The following is a 19,716-nucleotide window of genomic DNA, read 5'->3' on the forward strand; positions in this document are numbered from 1 at the left end:
ATCATTCATGTTTGTTGCTGCAATCTTCGCAGTACCCATCGTCGTTGCGATCTACCAGCGACCACAACGCGGCTTGCTGCTTGTTGCACTGTTCGCTCCGCTCCACGGTCTGTTGGCGATCATTCCCGGCGGGACATCGATGGCCGGTTGGAAGGAGGGGTTGCTCCTGCTCACGTTGGGATGCACCTTCGTCAGCCCCAATCGCCTTCGGGTAGTGCGCCCCTCGATGCCTTGGTGGCCGGCTGCCGCGGCCTGGGTAGCTTTCGGTTCCGCGTCAGCACTGCTTCTGTCCGGTATCGCCGGGGTGACATCGATAAAGATCACCTACTTCTACATCTTGATACCCGTCATTCTCTGGCGCGCACCGTTCTCGCGGGACGACCGAGATCATCTCGTGTCCGTCCTGATGGGTATGGGGATACTGACAGCAGTCATCGGACTCCTTCAGCAAGCAGTAGGGCCTGCATACCTGGTGGATCTCGGCTACAGCTACACCGAACAGATTCGAATCACCGGCTCGATCTTGCGAAGCTTCAGCACTTTCACCGGTCCGTTTGCGTTCGGTCTCTTCGTGATGCTGAGTTTGATCGTCGGTATTTCGGTCGCTCTCGCGGATCCGAAACGGCTGCGCAACATTATCTTTCTGGCCGCAACTCCGATCATGGTCGTAGGCATGGGAGTCTCGATTGTGCGGGCCAGCTACATCGGGTTGGCTGTCGGGCTTCTCTGGATTGCCGTATACAAGTATCGGTCTATCTTGATGTTGTTCGGCGCGGCTGCCGCTGCCGTTCCCTTTGTACTTCTGTTGGCACCACCATCAATCGTCAAACCACTGTTCTCGTCGTACAGTCTCGAAGAACGCGGTAGCGGATGGTCGTCGACAATCAGCTCGCTGTTCGTGCATCCACTCGGGCAAGGTCTGGGCGCAACAGGATCCGCGGCAGCAAAGGCGGCGGAAGCAGCGCAACCGATGCTCAACACGATGACGATCAAGGCCGCGACAACACTTGGGCTGATCCCCTATCAGCCCGACAACTACTACATGAAAGTCGCAGTCGAGCTCGGACCGATCGGCTTGTGGATTTTTGTCCTGGTCCTCATATCTTCCGGAGCGTCCGCGCTGAGGGCATCGCGTGTGCTTCCCGGCTCGGACGGCGCTTTGGCTCTCGGTGTCAGCGCCTCGATCGTCGCGGCCGCGGTCGCTTCTGTCGTCTCGACATATTTCGAGATATTTCCCCTCGACCTCTACTTTTGGCTACTGATTGGAACCGTGGGATGCGCACTGACTCAACACCACTCGGAGAAAGAAGCGATATCCGATCACGAATCACCCTCGGAGCCATGGCACTCCGACCTGGTGGGGGCGGCGTCCAAACCTATGCACGCGAACTACTCCGAGAACTCTCCCCACTGATCAGCGAATCGACGAACCTCAGCGCAACAGTGCAAATCGACGCTGTCGATGAGATTCCAACCGGAGTGCGCGCCGTGACGCGCCCTGTTGCCTCCGGAGCACGCAGAGCCGCGTGGGCGATGGTGCCGGTCGCGGGCAGCGACTTGTTCCACAGCCTCGACGTCGACCTCCCGATCGGGCAAGGCGGCCTGAAGATCTCGACGTTTCACGACATGTCGGTATTCGACGTTCCGTGGGCCTTCAGTCGATATCGAGCAGCTGGCGAACGCCGACTCCTGTCCGCGGCGCTACGCAAGGCCGACGTCGTCATTGCAGTATCGGACTTCACCGCCGAACGAATACTCGCACTGAGCGGTCGGCATGCCGTTGTCACGCCGCTGGCACCCGCATCCTGGGCCACGATCCCCACCGAAGCTGCAGTGACCGAAGTTCGGCGGCGATTGAAACTACCGGAGCGATTCGTGCTGCAGGTCGGAACGATCGAACCTCGAAAAGATGTCGCTCTCGTCGCCGAAGCGTGCACGGAGCTGTCGATTCCTTTTCTGCTGGCGGGCTCCGGCTCGACTGGCCCCGACGCGCCCCGTTCCGCCCGAGGATTGGGTTACGTCGCGACAGAAGACCTTCCGGCACTCTATTCCGCCGCAACTGCTGTCGCTTACTCCTCCCACTACGAGGGGTTCGGTCTGCCGCCACTCGAAGCCATGGCGTGCGGCGCGGCAGTGGTTGCGAGTGCGGTCGGAGCACTGACCGAATTCGCCGACAACGCCGCCGTGCTTGTCCGCAAGCACGACAAGGCTTCCTGGTTGGCCGCTCTTCGCTCAGTCGTCCTGGACGACGATGTCAACACCGCACTCCGTATCTCTGCGCCACGTGTCGCGGCCCGATCGACGTGGACCCGAACAGCCGAATACACGGTTGACGCGTACCGCACTGCAGGGCTGAGCGTGTGAGTTGCTCATGACGAATCGCAATTCGACGGGCACCGAGCCCGTATCGCCGCGAGAGTTCGCCGAATTGCGCCAGGCCGCTATCGACAAGTTCGAGAAGGAACGTCGCGAGCGAGAGACGAAAATCCACGGGCCGGCCGCTCCGGATTTGACTGCGAACGATGCACGCCGAAGCACTGCGATCATGCTCGGAAGCCGGATCGCAGTGGCAGCGATGGGGTGGACCGGCTCGGTTCTGATCGCGCGTTCGATCAGCCCTGACGAATTCGGTCAGTTCTCCCTCATCTTCGGATTGCTCGGATTGTTGTCCGTCGTCACCGATCTCGGCGTCGGCCGAGTGGTGCTCGCGAAGTTGGTCGAGTGCAATCCGTGGGAAGTTTCGCTGGTCACCACCGCGTTCATATCCCTACGGGTCGCCCTTGGTCTTTTCGGATACATCGTCGCGGTGGGTTATGTCTGGATTCTCCGCTACCCCGCAGAAGTGGTCGAAGCAACGGCGGTCGCTGGTTTGGTCGTTGTCGTTGCCACTCCCAGCCATGCACTTTCCGTCATGTACCAGAGCCGCCTGCGCATGACGTATGTCGCGATCGCCGAGGGCGTCGGGCAACTCGCCCAGCTTGTCGCGACCATCGTCGCGGTTTTGTGGCAGCCGATCCTCCTCGTTCTCGTCATCCCTGCGGTTATCAACGAAGTGGTCGCGGCCGTCGTGAAAGTGCGCGGTGTCCGAAAGGGCGTCGCCGGGCCTAGGCCGTCGTCACGAGCGCAGTTTCGTAGGTGGCGGGAAATGCTGATCGAAGCAATCCCTTTGAGCATCGGCTTCGCTTTGGTCACGCTTCTGTCCAAAGTGGATGTGCTGCTCTTGGGCAAGCTCGATACTTTCGATTCGGTCGGCTTGTACACCATCGGGTACAAATTCGCGGACCTTCTGCAAATCGTCGCAATCACCGTAGTCACCCCGGTAACAACACTTCTCGTGTCCTATTGGCCCGACAGCGTGGCAGTGTTCCGCGAACGAAGCCGCGAAACATTCATCGTCCTGACAGTTCTCGGGAGCGCATCGATCGCCGCGTTCTGGCCTGCTGCCACCGGAGTGCTCACCTTTCTGTACGGAGAGCGGTTCGCAATTGCAGGGACCTCGACGCGACTGTTGGTGCTTGGCGCATGCTTCTCGATGCTCACCCAGTTGGGGTTGATGATCCTGGTTGCGAGCGGCCGGCATCGAATATATCCGTGGATTGCATTGGGCGGCTTACTCTTCAATATCGTGGTCAACATCGTGTTGATTCCTCGAATGTCATTCAACGGAGCGGCAGTTGCGACCGTATCGACCGAACTGCTTCTTTTCGTTGCAATTTGGGTTGTAGTGCGGCAAAGTCTGCCGGTTCACAGAATGTTTCCGATGCTCCCGCTCGGAGCGGCCGTCGCCCTCTGCGCGGTGGTCACAGTGGCAGGAACGATCTGCGTCGAAAGGTTGGGCGTGCCATGGCCAGTCGTTTCGGTTCTCGCTCCACTTGGGACAGTCGGAATCTATGCACTTGTATCGCTCGCGGGCGGGAAGTCGCCACTCGCAATGGTAAAACCCGACAGGGAAGTAAAATGACACGAACGATCATTTTCGTCAGCCACACTGGAGAGATCTCCGGCGCCGAACTGGTCATGCTCCAACTGATGCGTTTGGCACACGAGCAGGGTTTCACGGTAATGTTGGCTTGTCCGGAAGGGCCGCTGAGGGATCGCGCACGCGCGTCAGTCGACTTCGAAACGGTCACGCTACCAACCCTGTCGCTCAGAGGCGAAGGGGGTCTGGCACGCGTCCTGGCGATTCTCGAAGTTGCAAAGAATTGGCGAATTGCCGGGCGCATCATTGCGTCTCGGGCTCAGTCGGCCAGCTCGACCGTGATAGTCAACTCACTGTTCGCATTGCCGGTGATCAGGCTCGGCCGCGTACCGCAACGTGCAACGTGGCTTGTCCACGACACTCTCTCGAGCACAAAACAACGATTCGTCGTACGGATTGCAAAACCCGGGATCCGACGAGCAGTCGCCGTCTCCGGACCGACATCGCTTCCTGTTCTTTCGCTGGGAATTCCCACCTCGGTGTCACGACTTGGTGTTGTAGTTCCCCCTGAGGTAACGGAAGTTCGATCACCGGCACGCCGAGTTGTCGGAATCATCGGGTCACTGACGCCGTGGAAAGGCCACTTGGTGTTGATGGATGCCATCGCCCGCACAGTAGACGTCCAACTCGAAATCGCCGGACTTCCGTTCCCGGGCGATGAAATGTACGCACAAGTACTTCGTGAACGCGCACAGCAGCCGGATCTGGCGGGTCGCGTCACATTTCTCGGATATGTCGATTCACTGGCAACTATCAAAGGATGGGACATCGCGATTTCTGCGAGCACCTCTCCCGAAGCCGGCCCACTCGTGGCACTCGAAGCAATGAGCATCGGAGTGCCAGTCGTCGGAACCGATCTCGGCGGCACCAGCGAGCTGCTGGGGGACGGCGCCGGATCGCTCGTCGAGCCATCTGATTCAGTAGAACTCGCAGCCGAGATAACGAGACTGTTGGAGGACGGGAGTGCACGATCCGAATTGTCACGCATCGGCCGGCGGAAGGTAGTGGACCGATATGACATCCAGAAGAATCTTCCGGCTCTGCTGAAGGAGCTCATCGATGGCTAAGGCACGTCGAGTCGCCGCAGTCGCAGTGGTCTTGTTGATTCTCGGATTGGTAGTCCATTCTTCGATTACCGCAACCGGCGAACCTTGCGCAGTTCAACCTTCGTCAGACAATACTGGCATCGCACTTGGTTCCGGCTATACCGCAATGAGTGACGCCGAAATGGATCGAACGGTGGAAGCTATTCGATCATCGGGTTCGCACTGGGTCAGATTCGACATCGACTGGTCCGCCATCGAAAGTACCGAGGGCACCTTCGACTGGTCCGGAACCGATCGCCTCGTGGACATCGCGAAATCTTCCGGGCTCGAGATTCTCGGTCTCATCACCTACACGCCTGCCTGGGCAAGAGATCCGGCAGCGACGAGTCCTGACACGCATACCCGTCCGGCCGACCCGGACGCGTTCGGTAGGTTCGCGGCGCTTGCCGCAGCCCGCTACTCGAATTCCATTTCGTCATGGGAGATCTGGAACGAGCCCAATCTCCAAACATTCTTCAATCCGACGCCGGATCCTGAGTATTACTCGAAGCTGCTCGCCGCATCGAGCGTAGCAATCGAGGCAGTGCAACCGGGCGCAACAATTGTCTCCGGTGGCTTGTCCCCCGCAACTGACAACGGCGCTGACATAAGCCCCACGACGTTCCTCGCGAACATCTACGAATATGGAGCTGGACAACACTTCGACGTTGTCGGAATGCATCCGTACACCTACCCGGCACTGCCCTCGGACCCGTTGACTCGAAACTGGAACTCTTTCTATCGAATGCGGCTGATGCACGACACAATGGTTTCAAACGGCGACTCGACCAAATCTATTTGGGCGACCGAATTCGGGGCACCAACAGGAACTGGTCTCGACGCTGTGACCGAGTCGATGCAAGCCGAGATACTGCGTGACGGATTCAACGAAGCGCGTAGCCTCGGGTTCGTTCAGAAGGTCTTCGTTTACAGTCTCCAGGACCGCGGCTCCGATCCCGGTGATCGCGAACAAAACTTTGGCCTTCTGGATCTCGACTTCGAACCGAAGCCCGCAATGGCCGTGTTGCAAGATGCAAACGAAACTGGAGGATGCCTCTGAACTATTGATCATTTTCGACCACAGTCACCGAGAAAATCGGACAATACCAACCGGCGCATTTCGCAGTAGCACCCAACCGGACGGAAGTACTGCAGAACCGACTTCGAGACTGGTGCCAAGTGACCCAATTCATGCAATTCTTTGATTTGTCGGATTGGTCATCTAGTTCGGCTTCCAACTTGTCTGTCCCGCACCGGTTTCGAGTCACTGTGGAAAGAAGGTGGTCGGCGTGAGTCGACTTCGATTGTCCCTCGCCTGCGCCCTGTTGACTGTCGGGTCATTGAGCGCGTGTGCACCGAGTCCAGTTCCAACAACAACCCCAACCCCGAACTCGACGTGCAGTTCCGTTGGTTTAGGGATCGCCGCGGGCGCCCCACTCAACGGTCTCTCTCAGAATGATCTCGATGCAGAACTGACCGCAATGAAGAATGCCGGCGCGACCTGGCTCAGGTTCGACGTCGATTGGTCCGCCGTCGAATCAACCAAGGGCCAACAGAATTGGAGCACAACGGACCGCGTCGTCGATCGAGCACGTCTCCAAGGATTGAGCGTCTTGGGAATCGTTACGTACACGCCGGCTTGGGCTCGCGTCGCCGGGGTCAACGATACCCACGGGTATCCATCCGATCCGGCCGCGTTTGCCAAGTTTGCACAACAAGCAGCACAACGGTACTCGAACAGAATCAGCACTTGGGAGATTTGGAACGAACCGAACCTGACACAATTCTTCCGCCCCAAGCCGAATGTGAACACATACACTGCACTCCTGAAAGCCGCATCTGAAAGTATCCGTGCGGTACAACCGGGTGCAAAGATTCTCAACGGCGGTTTGGCACCGGCCGTCGACAACGGATCCGACATCTCACCGGTCACATATCTCAAGGGTATGTACGCGGCAGGAGCAAAGTCTTCATTCGATGTCTTTTCGATCCATCCGTACAGTTGGCCTGCGCTACCTTCGGATTCGTCCACCCAGAATTGGAACACTTTCTACAGGATCCGACTGATGCGAGAATCGATGGTGCAGAACGGGGACAGCGGAAAGAAAGTCTGGGCAACCGAATTCGGAGCTCCGACAGGTACAGGCCCGACCGCCGTCAGCCCGCAATTACAGGCCAACATCATCTCGGATGGATTCGCGCAAGCAAAGGTGCTCGGTTACATCGAGCGCATTTTCATCTACAGCATGCGTGATCGCGGAACCAACACTTCGGATATCGAACAGAACTTCGGTCTGGTCACGATCAATTACACTCCGAAACCCGCACTCGCAGCGGTGAAACAGGCAGTTGGAGGGTGCAGCACACCCAAGATCTAGTGAAAGCCCGGTCCTTCAGGATTCCGACTGTCCGTCTGCTGAATCCGAACGTATAAGGCTCACGCGAGTTCTTTGCCTCCTCTTTCGAATTTCCGCTATATCTTTGGAGGTCAGCATAATTCGTTCGGTCGAGGCTTCGGAGTCGATGCCGTCGGCTTCCCCGGACGCCTCGACACCAGTTGCATCATTGCTGGTCGACTCCGCTCCGGAAATCTCCACTGCGGACGCCTCGACTCCGGCGCCCTCGACATCAACAGCCTGCACGATCTGCGGCTCTTCGAGCTCGACCCCTGCGCTCGGCTTGGGCATAGCCTTCGGCAGGTTCTTCTTCGCAATACTGACCGTTTTCGCATCCACCAGGCTGGCGCGATCCCTCCTCGAATCCAGGGCGGAAGTATCCATTCCGTACGGCACGGCAACGGAAGGCTCGTTCAGCCGCGGCGCACCGGACTTCACCCAGGCGCTGTCGGACGGGGCCTGTGAGTTCGTGGCCGAGTTGGTCGGCTCGGCCGCCAGTTTCACTGAACTTGCGGGCCTGCGTCTGCGACGCAGCACCGCGAGGGTAAGTACGTCGAGGAGAGGCTCGGGAGCAGACGGACCCACGAGTACCAGTGTTCGCGCAACATCGACTTCGGCCAAAGCCCTGAGGCATTCGACGATCTCCCGTTGGTTGGCGTGCTGTGCGGAGACAACAACCAGGGCAAACCCGGTTCCATTGGAGTCAAATCGGCGCCACCAGTCCGACTTCAGCGAATATCGGGAGACCCCGGATCGCACGTGCGCAGGAACATCCCATGATGTGGAGAGGACGCCGTCACCCGAAAGCACCAGGACATGATCACCGAGACTTGCACGCTGGCATATCGTCAGCGCGAGGTTCGGCGGAAACTCAGCGGCTTCGGAGTGCTGCAGGAGTAGTGAGGCTCCGTATTTCCGGGCCGTTCGACGTGCCCACGCGTCGGTCACTCGCGAACTGAATCGACCCCGGCAGGCAGAGAGGATTTCGGCAGCGAGAATGAGGACCACCAAGAACGCAACCGCCGACTCGACGAGTGGCTTCGGCGCAACCGGCAGACCCGTTCCCGCGGGGGCGGAAAGCAACTGCAGTCGGTCGGAACCGGATACGGTCGATCTCAACTGGCGCAACTGCTCCAGCCTCGCGTCGAGATCCGCCTTGATAGTCGGATCGTCGGCGGGTGTCTCGTATTCGTCCAAGCTTTCTCGCCGCGCTGCGTCCAAGTCCCCGTTCAATCGAGCGATGTCGTCGGTGAGAACTCGGGTACGACGATCCAGCGTGTCTGCATTGCGTCGCGCCTGCGCGTCGCTCAAGGTGGCGACGACTATTCGTGCCAGCGCGTCCGCGTCAGCCTGACTGAAGGCAGTCGCCTTGACGAATACCAATGCCGGAGAAGTACCGGGCGTCACCGAGATGTGGCTTGAGACATCCGCTGTCGTCCACCCGTTATTCAACTGGTCGTGGATGGCGGCAACCACATCGCTATCGGTGGCCAGTGCGACATAGGGGGCAACCAACTGGCCGAGGTTCGCGTCCGTCACGACGATCTGAGAGGCAGACTGAACCTCCGCGACGATGTCGGATTGATACACCGGTGTCGCGCTTCCCCGCACAGCGTAGACAATCCCACCGACGAGCAATGCGATGACAAGAGCGGGGAAGAACACTCTTGCAAGGTTTCGTGCATGCCTCACCAGGTCGAAAGTGGGCGGAACGCCGAGTTCGCGACGTATCGCCGCATCCCTGGTACTCGAATCTGCCATCTTGAGTACCCCCGATTGGATCGCGCGTTGAAGCGTAGCTGAAAGAAACCAAAAGTTTGCCGAACGCACACAAACATACCTGACGGCTGATGTCAGCTACCAAGTAGCCATCGCGGTCGCGACCACATCTGCCAGTACTCGACGATTTCGGCTCCGCTCGCGTCGTACAGAGCATTGCCGGCAGCGCTGGCGAGACCACACACGGCGCCGTCGCCGACAGCCTCGAATGCGGCTGCCGACACTTGCCGAAGGACCCGTAACCCATGTCCGCGCCGCTGTCCCTGCGCCCTGGTTCCGGCCGCCCACACAGTGCTGATGGGCTTACCGAACGACAGCATCGCTGCGGTCTGCAGCGTGTCGAGTTCGAACAGGCCGACGACTGAACGCTCACTTGGTCGGTCGGGGGCCGCCTCCTGATACACCAGAGTCGCAGATTCGCGATCGATACCGAAAACATCCTCCGCAAGTTGTCGTGCTGAACGCAGGTCGCCATCTTCCAGGATCCGCACCGCGGCATCCGGCGCTGACGGAGAATTCGGTAGCGCGCGCAGCGAACTCGAACCGACGCACACCCACCCTGCATCCGCGAGGACGGTCGCGGCATCCAGACCGGCCCCGGCGAGCATGACAACGGTGCGCAGTCGCTCTGCGAGCACTCGTTCCACAACGGCGACCGTGTTTTTCCGCACATCACCCCCATGGACCAATGCAAGGTTGTAGCTGGGATCGGGTGCACCCGTGAGAGCGATCCACCAACCGTCGTCGGCGAGATACACACCGGTCTCAGGTACGAGTCCAGACATGTTCTGCCCATAGGCATCCCGTAAGGCGGTCAACCCCGCCACCGTCCGAAGTGGTTGCCATCCGGTCATCGTCGTCTCCTGGGTCCAGGTATTGTGGGGCCATCAAACAGATCAAATCGGCCTTGAAGATTGCGGGCATACCTCTATCACTCCTCGCCCTTGGTGCGGCAGGGGGTTGGCCCGTCTTCGTCTCACCCAAGATCGATGCACCACGAAGTGCTGACGCTATCGTTGTCCTCGGCGGAGCACACGACGGACGCGAGGAGGTCGGAATCCAACTGATGAAAGACGGTTACGCACCACGCCTGATCTTCTCGAATCCTTACGGCGACAACGACAAGAAGATGCGGTCGATCTGCGAGGGTACGTTCGACTTCCCTGTCGACTGTTTCGTCCCGTCACCGTCCACCACCGAGGGCGAGGGGTTCGAAATCGAGAGAATGGCTAATGCCAACGGATGGAAGACTGTCATCGTCGTGACGTTCGTTCCTCATACCTCGCGGGCGCGGCACATCATTTCGCAGTGTTATCAAGGAGAACTGGTCATGGTCGCAAGCCGTCCGGAACTCTCGATCGGGACGTGGGCATTCAACTACGTTTACCAAACTGCCGGCTACGTCAAGAATCTGTTCTCGCATTGTTGAGCTCGACAGCTGACAGGTTGGTGCCCGGCGCGGATATCCGCGCCGGCACCAACCGCGTAGTCAGTACGCTCCGTCGCTTTTCGCGACCGCTGAGACGGTACGAGTAATGATCGAAAGATTTTGCAGGATAGACCAATTCTCCACGTAGGAAGAGTCGAGACGAACAGATTCTTCCCAGGAGAGATCACTGCGACCACTTACCTGCCAGAGACCGGTGATGCCAGGCTTGACCAGCAGGCGCCGGGCAACCTCGTCGTCGTACATCTCGACCTCGCGACGCAATGGCGGCCGCGGGCCGACAACGCTCATCTCTCCGCGAATGACGTTGAAGAACTGCGGTAGCTCGTCGATACTCAATCGACGAAGGATCTTGCCGACGGACGTGATTCGTGGATCCTCACGCATCTTGAACAACACACCTCCGGCGCCTTCGTTGTCCCCCATCAGATCGACAACCTGCTGATCGGCGCCTTCCACCATGGTACGAAACTTGAACATGGGGAACGGTTTCCCGTTGAGGCCGATGCGTTCCGCCTTGTAGAACACCGGGCCTTTCGACGTGAACTTGACTGCAGCGGCAGCGGCGAGCATGACCGGCGCCACGAGGAGGATCATCAGCATCGAGAACACCGCGTCGAAAACAGCGGGCGCAAGCCGGTTCGCGCCCTGGTAGCGCGGCCGCGCAACGTGAATCAACGGGAGTCCCGCCGCAGGGCGAAACATCAAGCGAGCCTTCGACACATCGGCCACGACCGGTGAAACCACCATGTCGACGCCCTCGGCTTCGAGGTCCCACATCAGTTTGCGAATGCCCACCTGTCCGAGGTCTTCGGTCCCGGTTACGATGACGGTGTCTGCGCCACTTGCGCGCATCGCCTCGACTACCTCGAACTCGTTGCCCATTACCGGGACTGCTGCTCCGTCGACAACGATGTGATCGTCCAACGCGGTCGCCCGACGCGGAATGCACGCTCCCACAACGTCGTAGCCTGCCGAGGATTCCCGCACGAAGGCACGCGTAGTAGCAACGACGGACGCATGTCCACCGACCAACAGCACCGAGTTACGGCAATCCCCGATCGCACGCTTCTTTCGAATGTCGCGTCGCCAGAGGTAGCGTCCGAGAAGCAGCGCAGCGAGTCCGACGGGCAGTGCGATCATGAGGTAGCTTCGCGCAATTCCCACGCCCAGAATGATCCCGGCCAATGCGCCTACTCCGAAGACCTGGCCGGTAGCGAGCAGTACCTTCTCGTACTCGTCACTGCCCTCGCCCAGCATCGCCTGATGACGGCTACGCCCCCGTGCGAGGGCGATCATCCACAGTCCGCCCAACGCTGCAGACGCGATCACTTTAAGTGGTGTCAGCCACTCGATGGGATGCGGCCACATACTGCCGATCTGAGCGAGTGCGATCACGAACAGGACCGTGATCGAATCGCTCACTGCGATCCGCTTCCGGTATGCCCGGCGCCAGTCTGTTCCGACATGAGCGGAATCCTGCGATACCGCCGACCGGCTCTCCACCTCAGCATGAACGCTCATTTGCCATCAGTCTTTCTTGTCATACGAACGGCGTCAGCGGATCGAACGGCTTGGGGGATCGCTGATCGGTAGCCACCGCGAGCGTCCAGGTACGGCAACACCCCGCCGGTTGCCGTACCTCGCTGCTCGCAGTGCAGAAATGAACCGTCATCGGACCCCCCTACATAACCGCCGATCAAAGGCCAATTCATGCAAGAAAACGACCCAGTGTTGCTCATTTCGTACGTAAACATACCTTAGGTTTGTTTCAACTGCACTCACCAAGCCCAAGCTATTTTCCGATTGCCAGGTGATTACCGGGCAATTACGTCAAAGTGGGCTAATCCTCCACGTCTTCGAGACGTCTTCCCTCACGAATCCGAATGTCGGCGATCAGCATGTCCAGGGCGCCCAGGAGTGCAGTGTCGGCGCGTCGGCACTGCTCGATCAGAGCTTCCAGATCAGCTTCATCGGCGCTTTCGATCACACCAGCTTTGGCGGCCCTGCTCAGTACTTTTTCGGCGAGGAGCAACGGCGGCTGCGACCGAGCGATGCCGTCCATGGATGACGCGCGAGCCTTCTCGGCAGCCTTCAAAGCGTCCCACGCCCGCTCTTGCTCAGCGATGTCGACCGCCCCGGAACTGACCAGGTGCGGGCTGCGGTGCACGAGTTTCGCGATCAATGCACCGGCCACGTCGTCCAATTCGAAAACACCGTGTGCTTGAGCGATCCGCGAGTGGAACAACACCTGAAGCAACAGGTCTCCGAGTTCCTCCCGAAGATCGCTCTCGTCGTCGCTTCGAATCGCGTCGAGTACCTCGTAGGTCTCCTCGACGAGGTAAACGGAGAGGCTCTCGTGCGTCTGGGTCGACTCCCAACCGCCGCGATTCCACAACCGGTCCATGATCGACGCCGCTTCCACCAGTCGATCGCCGTGAATGGGTTCGGCGCGAATCATCTTTACCCCAGCGGCAGACAACGCCGCGATCTTCGGCTCGGCGGTGTCCATCATCACAGTCACCGCGGCGCCGGGTGTCGTGGCCGGCAGTGCGCCGCGTACCGAGTCGGGGACGTCCGGGTCGATATCGATCGCGCCGGACAGGAACGGGAGCGCCTCCAGCGGAAAGACATGCGGCCGCAAAGGATCGAGCAGTACAACGACGGGCGATTCGTTCACCGTGTGCTCACGCCTCGACCAGGACGGCACCGGCGGCGCGCCCGTCAATCGCCAGGATGAAGTCCGCGATGTACTGGAGCAATTCGACGTCCCGCAGGCGATCCGAGCCGACTCCGCCGGTGCGAGGCAGCGGGAGTTGCACGAGCCCGGTCGTTGCCCGGTACTGCGCGCTCGGATAGATCCTCTTGAGCCTGATCTGTTTGGAATCGGGCAGTGACATAGGCGAGATCTTGAGCTGAGTTCCGGTGACGGCGACTTCCTCCAGTTGATACTCGCGGCAGAGCAGTCGAAGCTTGGCCACCGAGATCAGCCGTCGAACCTCTTCGGGCAGTGGGCCGTAGCGATCGACCAGTTCTTCGACCACGGCAGCGATGCCGTCGGAATCAGTTGCCGCAGCAAGCTTGCGGTACCCCTCCAACCTGAGCCTGTCACTGGTGACGTAGTCGGGCGGGATGTGCGCGTCCACCGGTAGGTCGATCCGGACTTCCTTCGTGCCCTCGTCCATGGTGATCGGTTTGCCGTCGGCTGCAGCCCGGAAGGCTTCGACCGCCTCACCGACCAGCCTGACGTACAGATCGAACCCGACCCCCGCGACGTGGCCGGACTGCTCTGCGCCCAGAACGTTTCCGGCTCCACGGATTTCGAGGTCCTTCATCGCGACGGCCATACCCGCGCCGAGGTCCGAATTCTGCGAAATCGTTGCCAGTCGGTCGTATGCCGTTTCCGTCAAAGGCTTTTCGGCCGGGTACAGGAAATAGGCGTATCCACGTTCACGACTACGCCCGACGCGTCCGCGAAGCTGATGCAACTGCGAGAGGCCCAGCGAATCCGCGCGTTCGACGATCAGTGTGTTCGCGTTCGAGATGTCCAGACCGGTTTCGATGATCGTGGTACAGACCAACACGTCGAAGTCGCGTTCCCAGAATCCTTGCACAGTCTTTTCGAGAGTGTCCTCGTTCATCTGACCGTGCGCGACGACGACGCGAGCCTCCGGGACGAGTTCGCGGATCTTCTTGGCTGCCTTGTCGATCGAGCTGACACGGTTGTGAACGTAGAAGACCTGACCGTCGCGCAGAAGTTCACGCCGGATGGCCGCGGCAACCTGCTTGTCCGCATACGCGCCGACGTACGTGAGGATAGGATGACGTTCTTCCGGCGGTGTGAGGATCGTGGACATTTCACGGATCCCGGCCATGCTCATCTCGAGAGTACGAGGAATCGGGGTAGCCGACATCGTCAGGACGTCGACGTGGGTGCGTAGCGCCTTGATGTGTTCCTTGTGCTCGACTCCGAATCGCTGTTCCTCGTCGACGATCACAAGCCCGAGGTCCTTCCAGCGAATACCGGTCTGCAGCAACCTGTGAGTACCGACGACGATGTCGATCTCACCTTCCGCCATGCCGGCGATGATTTCCTTCGAGTCCTTGGCGTCGGTGAACCGGGACAGCCCTCGCACCTTCACCGGGAACGACGCCATTCGTTCGGTGAAGGTCTGAAGATGTTGCTGTGCAAGCAGAGTCGTCGGCACCAGCACCGCCACTTGCTTGCCGTCCTGCACTGCCTTGAACGCGGCGCGGACGGCGATCTCCGTCTTGCCGTACCCGACGTCACCGATGACCACCCGGTCCATCGGAACCGGCTTCTCCATGTCGGCCTTGACCTCACTGATAACGGTCAACTGGTCGATCGTCTCGGTGAACGCGAATGCGTCTTCGAGTTCCTTCTGCCACGGTGTGTCCGGGCCGAACGCATGCCCGGGAGCAGCCTGACGCGCTGCGTAGAGCTGAACCAGCTCGCCCGCGATCTCACGAACTGCCTTGCGGGCCTTACGCTTTGTGTTTGCCCAGTCGGATCCACCGAGCTTGCTCAGCGCCGGCAACTCCCCACCGACGTATCGGGAGAGTTGATCGAGCGATTCCATCGGGACGAACAGACGATCGCCCGGATGACCGCGCTTGCTCGGCGCGTATTCGATGACCAGGTATTCACGACGCGCCCCACCGATGGTGCGTTCGACCATTTCGACGAACCGGCCGATACCGTGCTGATCATGCACGACCATGTCCCCTGCCGACAGCGCGAGGGGATCAACCTGATTGCGGCGCTTGGCCGGCAAGCGCTTTCCGTCGCCGACCGCGGCAACGCGGTTGCCGGTCAGATCGGACTCGGTGACGATCACCATCCCAGGCGTCGAGTCGTCGCCGGCGAGTACCAGTCCGTCGTGCAGTGATCCGCGGAGCACCGCGACCTGTCCACGGGCGGGGGTAGCGCCGGCATCGAGCATCTTGGCGGGCACTTCGGCTTCACCGAGTCGCTCCACGACGCGGCTTGCGGTTCCGGCACCTGCCACCACGATCGCCGCGCGACCGCCCGTGCTCACGTGCGCCCGAAGGCTGACGAACAGCTCGGCCAACAGGTCGTCGGAACCGCGCACCTGCGGTGCCGCATGCACCGGGAGTTCGAGTTCTTCACCGTTTCCCGACGCCAGCGGGCTGACTGTCCACCAGGGTCTGCCGGCAGCTTCGGCAGATTCGCGAACATGACGAAGCGACCGGTACGCGGAGGCACCGAGATCGACTCCTCCGCCGTTGAGGATCGACGTGTCGAGGGGTGCAGCGCCGCCGATCGACGCCGCCGTCCACGATGCTTCCAAGAATTCCTGGCCGGTGCGCACCAGGTCGGTGGCGCGGGTGCGCACCTTTTCCGGATCACACAGAAGAATGTGCGCCCCTTCGGGAAGTACATCGGAAAGTAGTTGCAGTTCATCGGGTTTGAGAACCGGAAGCAGAGCTTCCATCCCCTCGACGGGGATACCTGCCGAGATCTTGTCCAGCATCTCGACCAACGACGCGTCAGCCTGGTTCTCAGCAGCGAGTGCCGCAGCTCGATCACGAACATCAGCTGTCAAAATCAGTTCACGACACGGCGGCGCGATCACGGAATCGACGTCGACGTCCGCTAGCGAACGCTGATCGGCAACTGAGAAGTACCGAAGCTCGGATACCTCGTCACCCCAGAATTCGATACGGACCGGATGATCCGCCGTGGGCGAGAACAAGTCGAGAATGCCACCACGGACCGCGAACTCACCACGCTTTCCCACCATGTCGACCCGGCTGTACGCCATCTCAACCAGACGAACCAGAACGGAATCGAAATCGATCTCGGTGCCGACGCGCAACGTGATCGGTTCTATCTCGCCCAGGCCTGGCGCCATCGGCTGAACGAGGGAGCGCACCGTGGTGACGATCACCCGAAGAGGCGATCCGTACGAGGCGTCGTCTGGCCTGGCGAGTCTGCGCAGTACCTCCACCCGTCGCCCAACGGTATCCGCGCTCGGCGACAGTCGCTCGTGCGGCAATGTTTCCCACGACGGAAACTGCGCCACTCCTCCACCGAGCATCTCGGTGAGTTCCGAAGTCAGATCGTCGGCTTCACGACCGGTGGCTGTCACCAGCAGCACCGGCGTGCGAGCGGCGAGTGCAGCGGCGATGAACGGCCGAGCCGGCTTCGGAGCCACGATGTCCAAGGCGGCCGATCCGATGGATTCGATCACCGGAGTGAACGCGGCATCTGCGAGGGCGACCTCGGCGAGTCCAGCGAGCGCAGTCTGGGCAGAGGACAAGGAAGTCAACGAACGCGCTCCTGAACAGTGATGACGGGTTGCGGACGCACAGCCCGAGCGCAATATCCCCACCGAGGCAGAGTTGTGCGCCGGTTCGATTCTATCGGTGTGCGATCTCGCAGCGCAGTCCGATCCGTTCAGTTTCCCGTAGCACTCGTCTTCTTCGACGTCCGCTTGGACGGCGAGGATTGTGTGACCGGAGTGATCGGCGGCGCCACGGCCGCACTCACATGCGAGTTGAGCGCCCGAACGCGACCGATGACTTTCGTCGCCTGACCGGTTCTCCGTAGGCGTACAGTCCTGCGACCGTTCGGCGCGAGGTGGAACCAGGAGTCTTCGGGCTCGAAGCCCTGCAGTTCGAGGGCAACGTATTGGGCGGAAGCATCCGTCGAGACGTCGACTACCCACTCTTCGTCACCGACGTTGCGCGCTGTGGCAACAAGTCCGACCGATCGCTCGCGAGGCCGCGCCGAGCCACCCAGGAGGTGGACCACTTCGTCCACCATCTCGCCGTCTTCGTCTTCGAGTGTGACGGTGACGGCGTCGTATGTCCGCGCCCCGAAACGAAAGACGTGAGTGAGGTCGGTGAAACGTCCGACAAGGCTGTCCACGGACCAGGTCAGACTTGAATGCGCTTCCACCTTGACCGGTAGCGCGACGTCGACCGGGACGACACCTGACCGACTGTGCGCTCGAAACCTGATCTCGCCGACGACAGGTTCGGCGGTCTCGTTGATCGCGTCGAGCCTCAATCCGTCCATACCGTCGTCCGTGACGAGGAGCGCGATCGGTTTGGCGCTCCTACGGAGCACGAACCACGGAGCTTTGGGGCTGCCGCTCCAATCGAGGACCCCCCATCCCGGTCCGGGCTCCAGGTCTCGCAGTGCGAGTGTCAAGGCGCCGTCGCACCGAGAGTCCGGGCGACGCCAGTATCCGAGCGTCGATGCGAACGCCTCACATACAGCTGCTCGCCCCAGGTCGAGATAGCGTTCCGGGTCGGACCACCGGACTTCACGAGCGTCTTCGCCGAAAAGCGCGTGGACGTAGTGGTCCCGAACATCCTCGAAATCCCACGACGATCCGTTGTCCCGAGGCACCGCGGCTTTCCATGCCGGGTGGTGCCCCGCGACGGCGAGTGAACCGAATTCGTTCTCGATCACCGCATTCGACGGTGGAATCGAAAATGCCAATGATTCGGTCGCAAAACGTACTCGCGCGCTGAGCACGTCGGCCAGTGGACGACGATAGGCACCCACCCCGAAGTAGTGAGCGACCCCGCTTCCGACATGCGTTGCCAATTGCTCGCCCCCGCGAGGCGCCGAGGGGGACGAAGTCACGTACTCGAGTTCGGGTGCCACCGTCGAGATCAACTCCGGCAGTCTCGAATGAATGAGCGGGATGTGTTGATCGACCAAGCCCAGCATGGTCGGCTGCTGTTCGGTCTCGCTGCCGCCGCAGAAGACTGCCAAAGCGGGATTTCCGCGCACTCTGTGCAAGAACTCGGTGACCTCGGAGGCAACGAGTTCGAAGAATTCGTCGGTGTCGGGCGGATCGAGCGTCGCCAACATCATGTCCTGCCACACGAGAATGCCCAGCCGCGCGCATTCCTCCCAGAAGTGGTCGCTCTCGTAGACCATCGTCCCCGGGATTCGAATCATGTTCAGGCCCGCCTCTGCCAGGCGTTCCAAGACACGAGTGGTGCCGGCGTCGCCTTGAAGCGAGATCGGGTCGGTCGGCACCCACACCGAACCACGGCAGTACACCCGGATGCCGTTGACATACAAACGGAATCCACCATCGGATCTGTCGACCTCCACCGTCCGGAAGCCAACTGAACCGAGATGCTCGGAGACTCCGAGCGCTTCCATCGTCACCCGATAAGTGCGCGGGGTGCCATGAGTGTGCGGCCACCACAACTGCGCGTCCGGCACTTCGACGACGCCGGACACCTCGAGAAATCCATCCGGTCCGGCGGATACAGCCAATTGCCGCGAGTGTTCGCCGACGCGCACGGTCACGTACTCCAGCGAGGCCGGCAATCCGGTGAGCCGAGCACTGACGGCAACGCGACCGGTTGTGCCGTCAACACTCGCATGCTTGACAGCAGAAACTACGGCGGCAATCCCCTTGTCCAACAAGCGGATACCCCGCCACGGACCCACCGGTACCGGTACACCACTGAACACGGGAGCCATACCGAGCATCGTGGTTCGGATCCACCGAAGACCCTGTTCACGGACCATCGACGAGCGCCAACGCCCTCGGGGACGCCTCGATCTCAAAATCGCGGAGAGAGAATGAAAATGAACAGCCACCTGGACACGTTTACCAGCGCCGACTCCGGCCGGAATGCTCACTTCCCCAGGTGCGAACATGGATTCAGTGGACGCGACACGGACACCGCCGATCCAGACATCCGCAAACGCCGTCATACCGTCGAACTGGAGCAGCCACGACCCCTCACCAGTCGTGGCCACGGTAGTCACGAACCACCAGTCCGACGATGAAACGGATGATTCTGAAACAGACGACGACGAAACGGACTTTGTGCGTCCGGCGTCCGTTTGCGCCGCACGTAACGCACCGACGACTGTTCCAGGCACGGACGCTGCGACCCACTCGGTCACGGCTTCGAGGGCATCCGGGTCAGATATGGATCCGGGTTCGGTTGCAGCGCATCGCCATATCGCGCCGGCCAGCAGGTCTGCTGACGAACGAGGCACTG

13 protein-coding genes are annotated in these 19,716 nt (G+C 60.5%); 7 read left to right on the plus strand and 6 right to left on the minus strand.

Features of this window, described 5'->3' with window-relative positions; genetic code table 11:
• Nucleotides 1-7: 7 nt before the first annotated feature.
• The 6 genes from A0W34_RS33225 (at nucleotide 8) to A0W34_RS20700 (ending at nucleotide 7,442) form a co-directional block, all read left to right on the plus strand.
• Complete coding sequence (locus A0W34_RS33225; RefSeq protein ID WP_223304407.1) at nucleotides 8-1,414, plus strand: O-antigen ligase family protein; 1,407 nt, start codon at nucleotides 8-10, stop codon at nucleotides 1,412-1,414.
• Complete coding sequence (locus A0W34_RS20680; protein WP_223304406.1) at nucleotides 1,342-2,364, plus strand: glycosyltransferase family 4 protein; 1,023 nt, start codon at nucleotides 1,342-1,344, stop codon at nucleotides 2,362-2,364. The genes A0W34_RS33225 and A0W34_RS20680 overlap by 73 nt, the downstream gene beginning before the upstream one ends.
• Before the next feature lie 7 nt (nucleotides 2,365-2,371).
• The gene (locus A0W34_RS20685; protein ID WP_063316863.1) at nucleotides 2,372-3,961 is read left to right on the plus strand and encodes a flippase; all 1,590 of its coding nucleotides are present in this window, start codon (nucleotides 2,372-2,374) and stop codon (nucleotides 3,959-3,961) included.
• A complete protein-coding gene (locus A0W34_RS20690) occupies nucleotides 3,958-5,046 on the plus strand; it encodes a glycosyltransferase family 4 protein (protein WP_081558192.1) in 1,089 nt (362 codons plus the stop codon). The genes A0W34_RS20685 and A0W34_RS20690 overlap by 4 nt, the downstream gene beginning before the upstream one ends.
• Nucleotides 5,039-6,124 carry a beta-xylosidase gene (locus A0W34_RS20695; RefSeq protein ID WP_081558193.1) on the plus strand — a complete coding sequence of 362 codons (1,086 nt, stop codon included), beginning with the start codon at nucleotides 5,039-5,041 and terminating at the stop codon, nucleotides 6,122-6,124. Before A0W34_RS20690 ends, A0W34_RS20695 begins: the two co-directional genes overlap by 8 nt.
• A gap of 229 nt (nucleotides 6,125-6,353) precedes the next feature.
• On the plus strand, nucleotides 6,354-7,442 hold the full coding sequence (locus A0W34_RS20700) for a cellulase family glycosylhydrolase (RefSeq protein WP_063316862.1): 1,089 nt from the start codon (nucleotides 6,354-6,356) through the stop codon (nucleotides 7,440-7,442).
• Between the two features lie 15 nt (nucleotides 7,443-7,457).
• On the opposite strand, the gene A0W34_RS20705 is transcribed toward A0W34_RS20700, so the two are convergent.
• Both A0W34_RS20705 and A0W34_RS20710 read right to left on the minus strand, forming a co-directional pair.
• Entirely contained in the window at nucleotides 7,458-9,221 is a 1,764-nt protein-coding gene (locus A0W34_RS20705) for a hypothetical protein (RefSeq protein WP_156888938.1), read from the minus strand.
• Between the two features lie 92 nt (nucleotides 9,222-9,313).
• Nucleotides 9,314-10,093: an N-acetyltransferase gene (locus tag A0W34_RS20710; RefSeq protein ID WP_125051698.1), complete on the minus strand. Its 780-nt coding sequence runs from the start codon at nucleotides 10,091-10,093 to the stop codon at nucleotides 9,314-9,316.
• 53 nt (nucleotides 10,094-10,146) lie between these two features.
• Here A0W34_RS20710 and A0W34_RS20715 point away from each other — a divergent pair, with 53 nt between their 5' ends.
• Nucleotides 10,147-10,668 carry a YdcF family protein gene (locus A0W34_RS20715; RefSeq protein ID WP_232329894.1) on the plus strand — a complete coding sequence of 174 codons (522 nt, stop codon included), beginning with the start codon at nucleotides 10,147-10,149 and terminating at the stop codon, nucleotides 10,666-10,668.
• A gap of 60 nt (nucleotides 10,669-10,728) precedes the next feature.
• Here the strand turns inward: A0W34_RS20715 and A0W34_RS20720 are convergent, their stop codons facing one another.
• From A0W34_RS20720 to A0W34_RS20735, 4 genes are all read right to left on the minus strand, one after another.
• Nucleotides 10,729-12,210, minus strand: a complete 1,482-nt coding sequence (locus A0W34_RS20720) for a sugar transferase (RefSeq protein ID WP_054826093.1) — start codon at nucleotides 12,208-12,210, stop codon at nucleotides 10,729-10,731.
• Between the two features lie 319 nt (nucleotides 12,211-12,529).
• Nucleotides 12,530-13,366, minus strand: coding sequence for a MazG family protein (locus A0W34_RS20725; RefSeq protein ID WP_030536281.1), 837 nt, complete (start codon nucleotides 13,364-13,366; stop codon nucleotides 12,530-12,532).
• Between the two features lie 7 nt (nucleotides 13,367-13,373).
• Nucleotides 13,374-17,000 (minus strand): transcription-repair coupling factor, encoded by a 3,627-nt coding sequence (mfd, locus tag A0W34_RS20730; RefSeq protein WP_081558848.1) that lies wholly within the window; start codon nucleotides 16,998-17,000, stop codon nucleotides 13,374-13,376.
• A 128-nt stretch (nucleotides 17,001-17,128) separates the two neighbouring features.
• The gene (locus tag A0W34_RS20735) at nucleotides 17,129-19,714 is read right to left on the minus strand and encodes a glycosyl hydrolase 2 galactose-binding domain-containing protein (RefSeq protein WP_081558196.1); all 2,586 of its coding nucleotides are present in this window, start codon (nucleotides 19,712-19,714) and stop codon (nucleotides 17,129-17,131) included.
• Nucleotides 19,715-19,716 lie beyond the last annotated feature (2 nt).

The sequence above is a fragment of the Rhodococcus sp. BH4 genome (assembly GCF_002079265.1).
Classification (GTDB): Bacteria; Actinomycetota; Actinomycetes; order Mycobacteriales; family Mycobacteriaceae; genus Rhodococcus_F; species Rhodococcus_F qingshengii.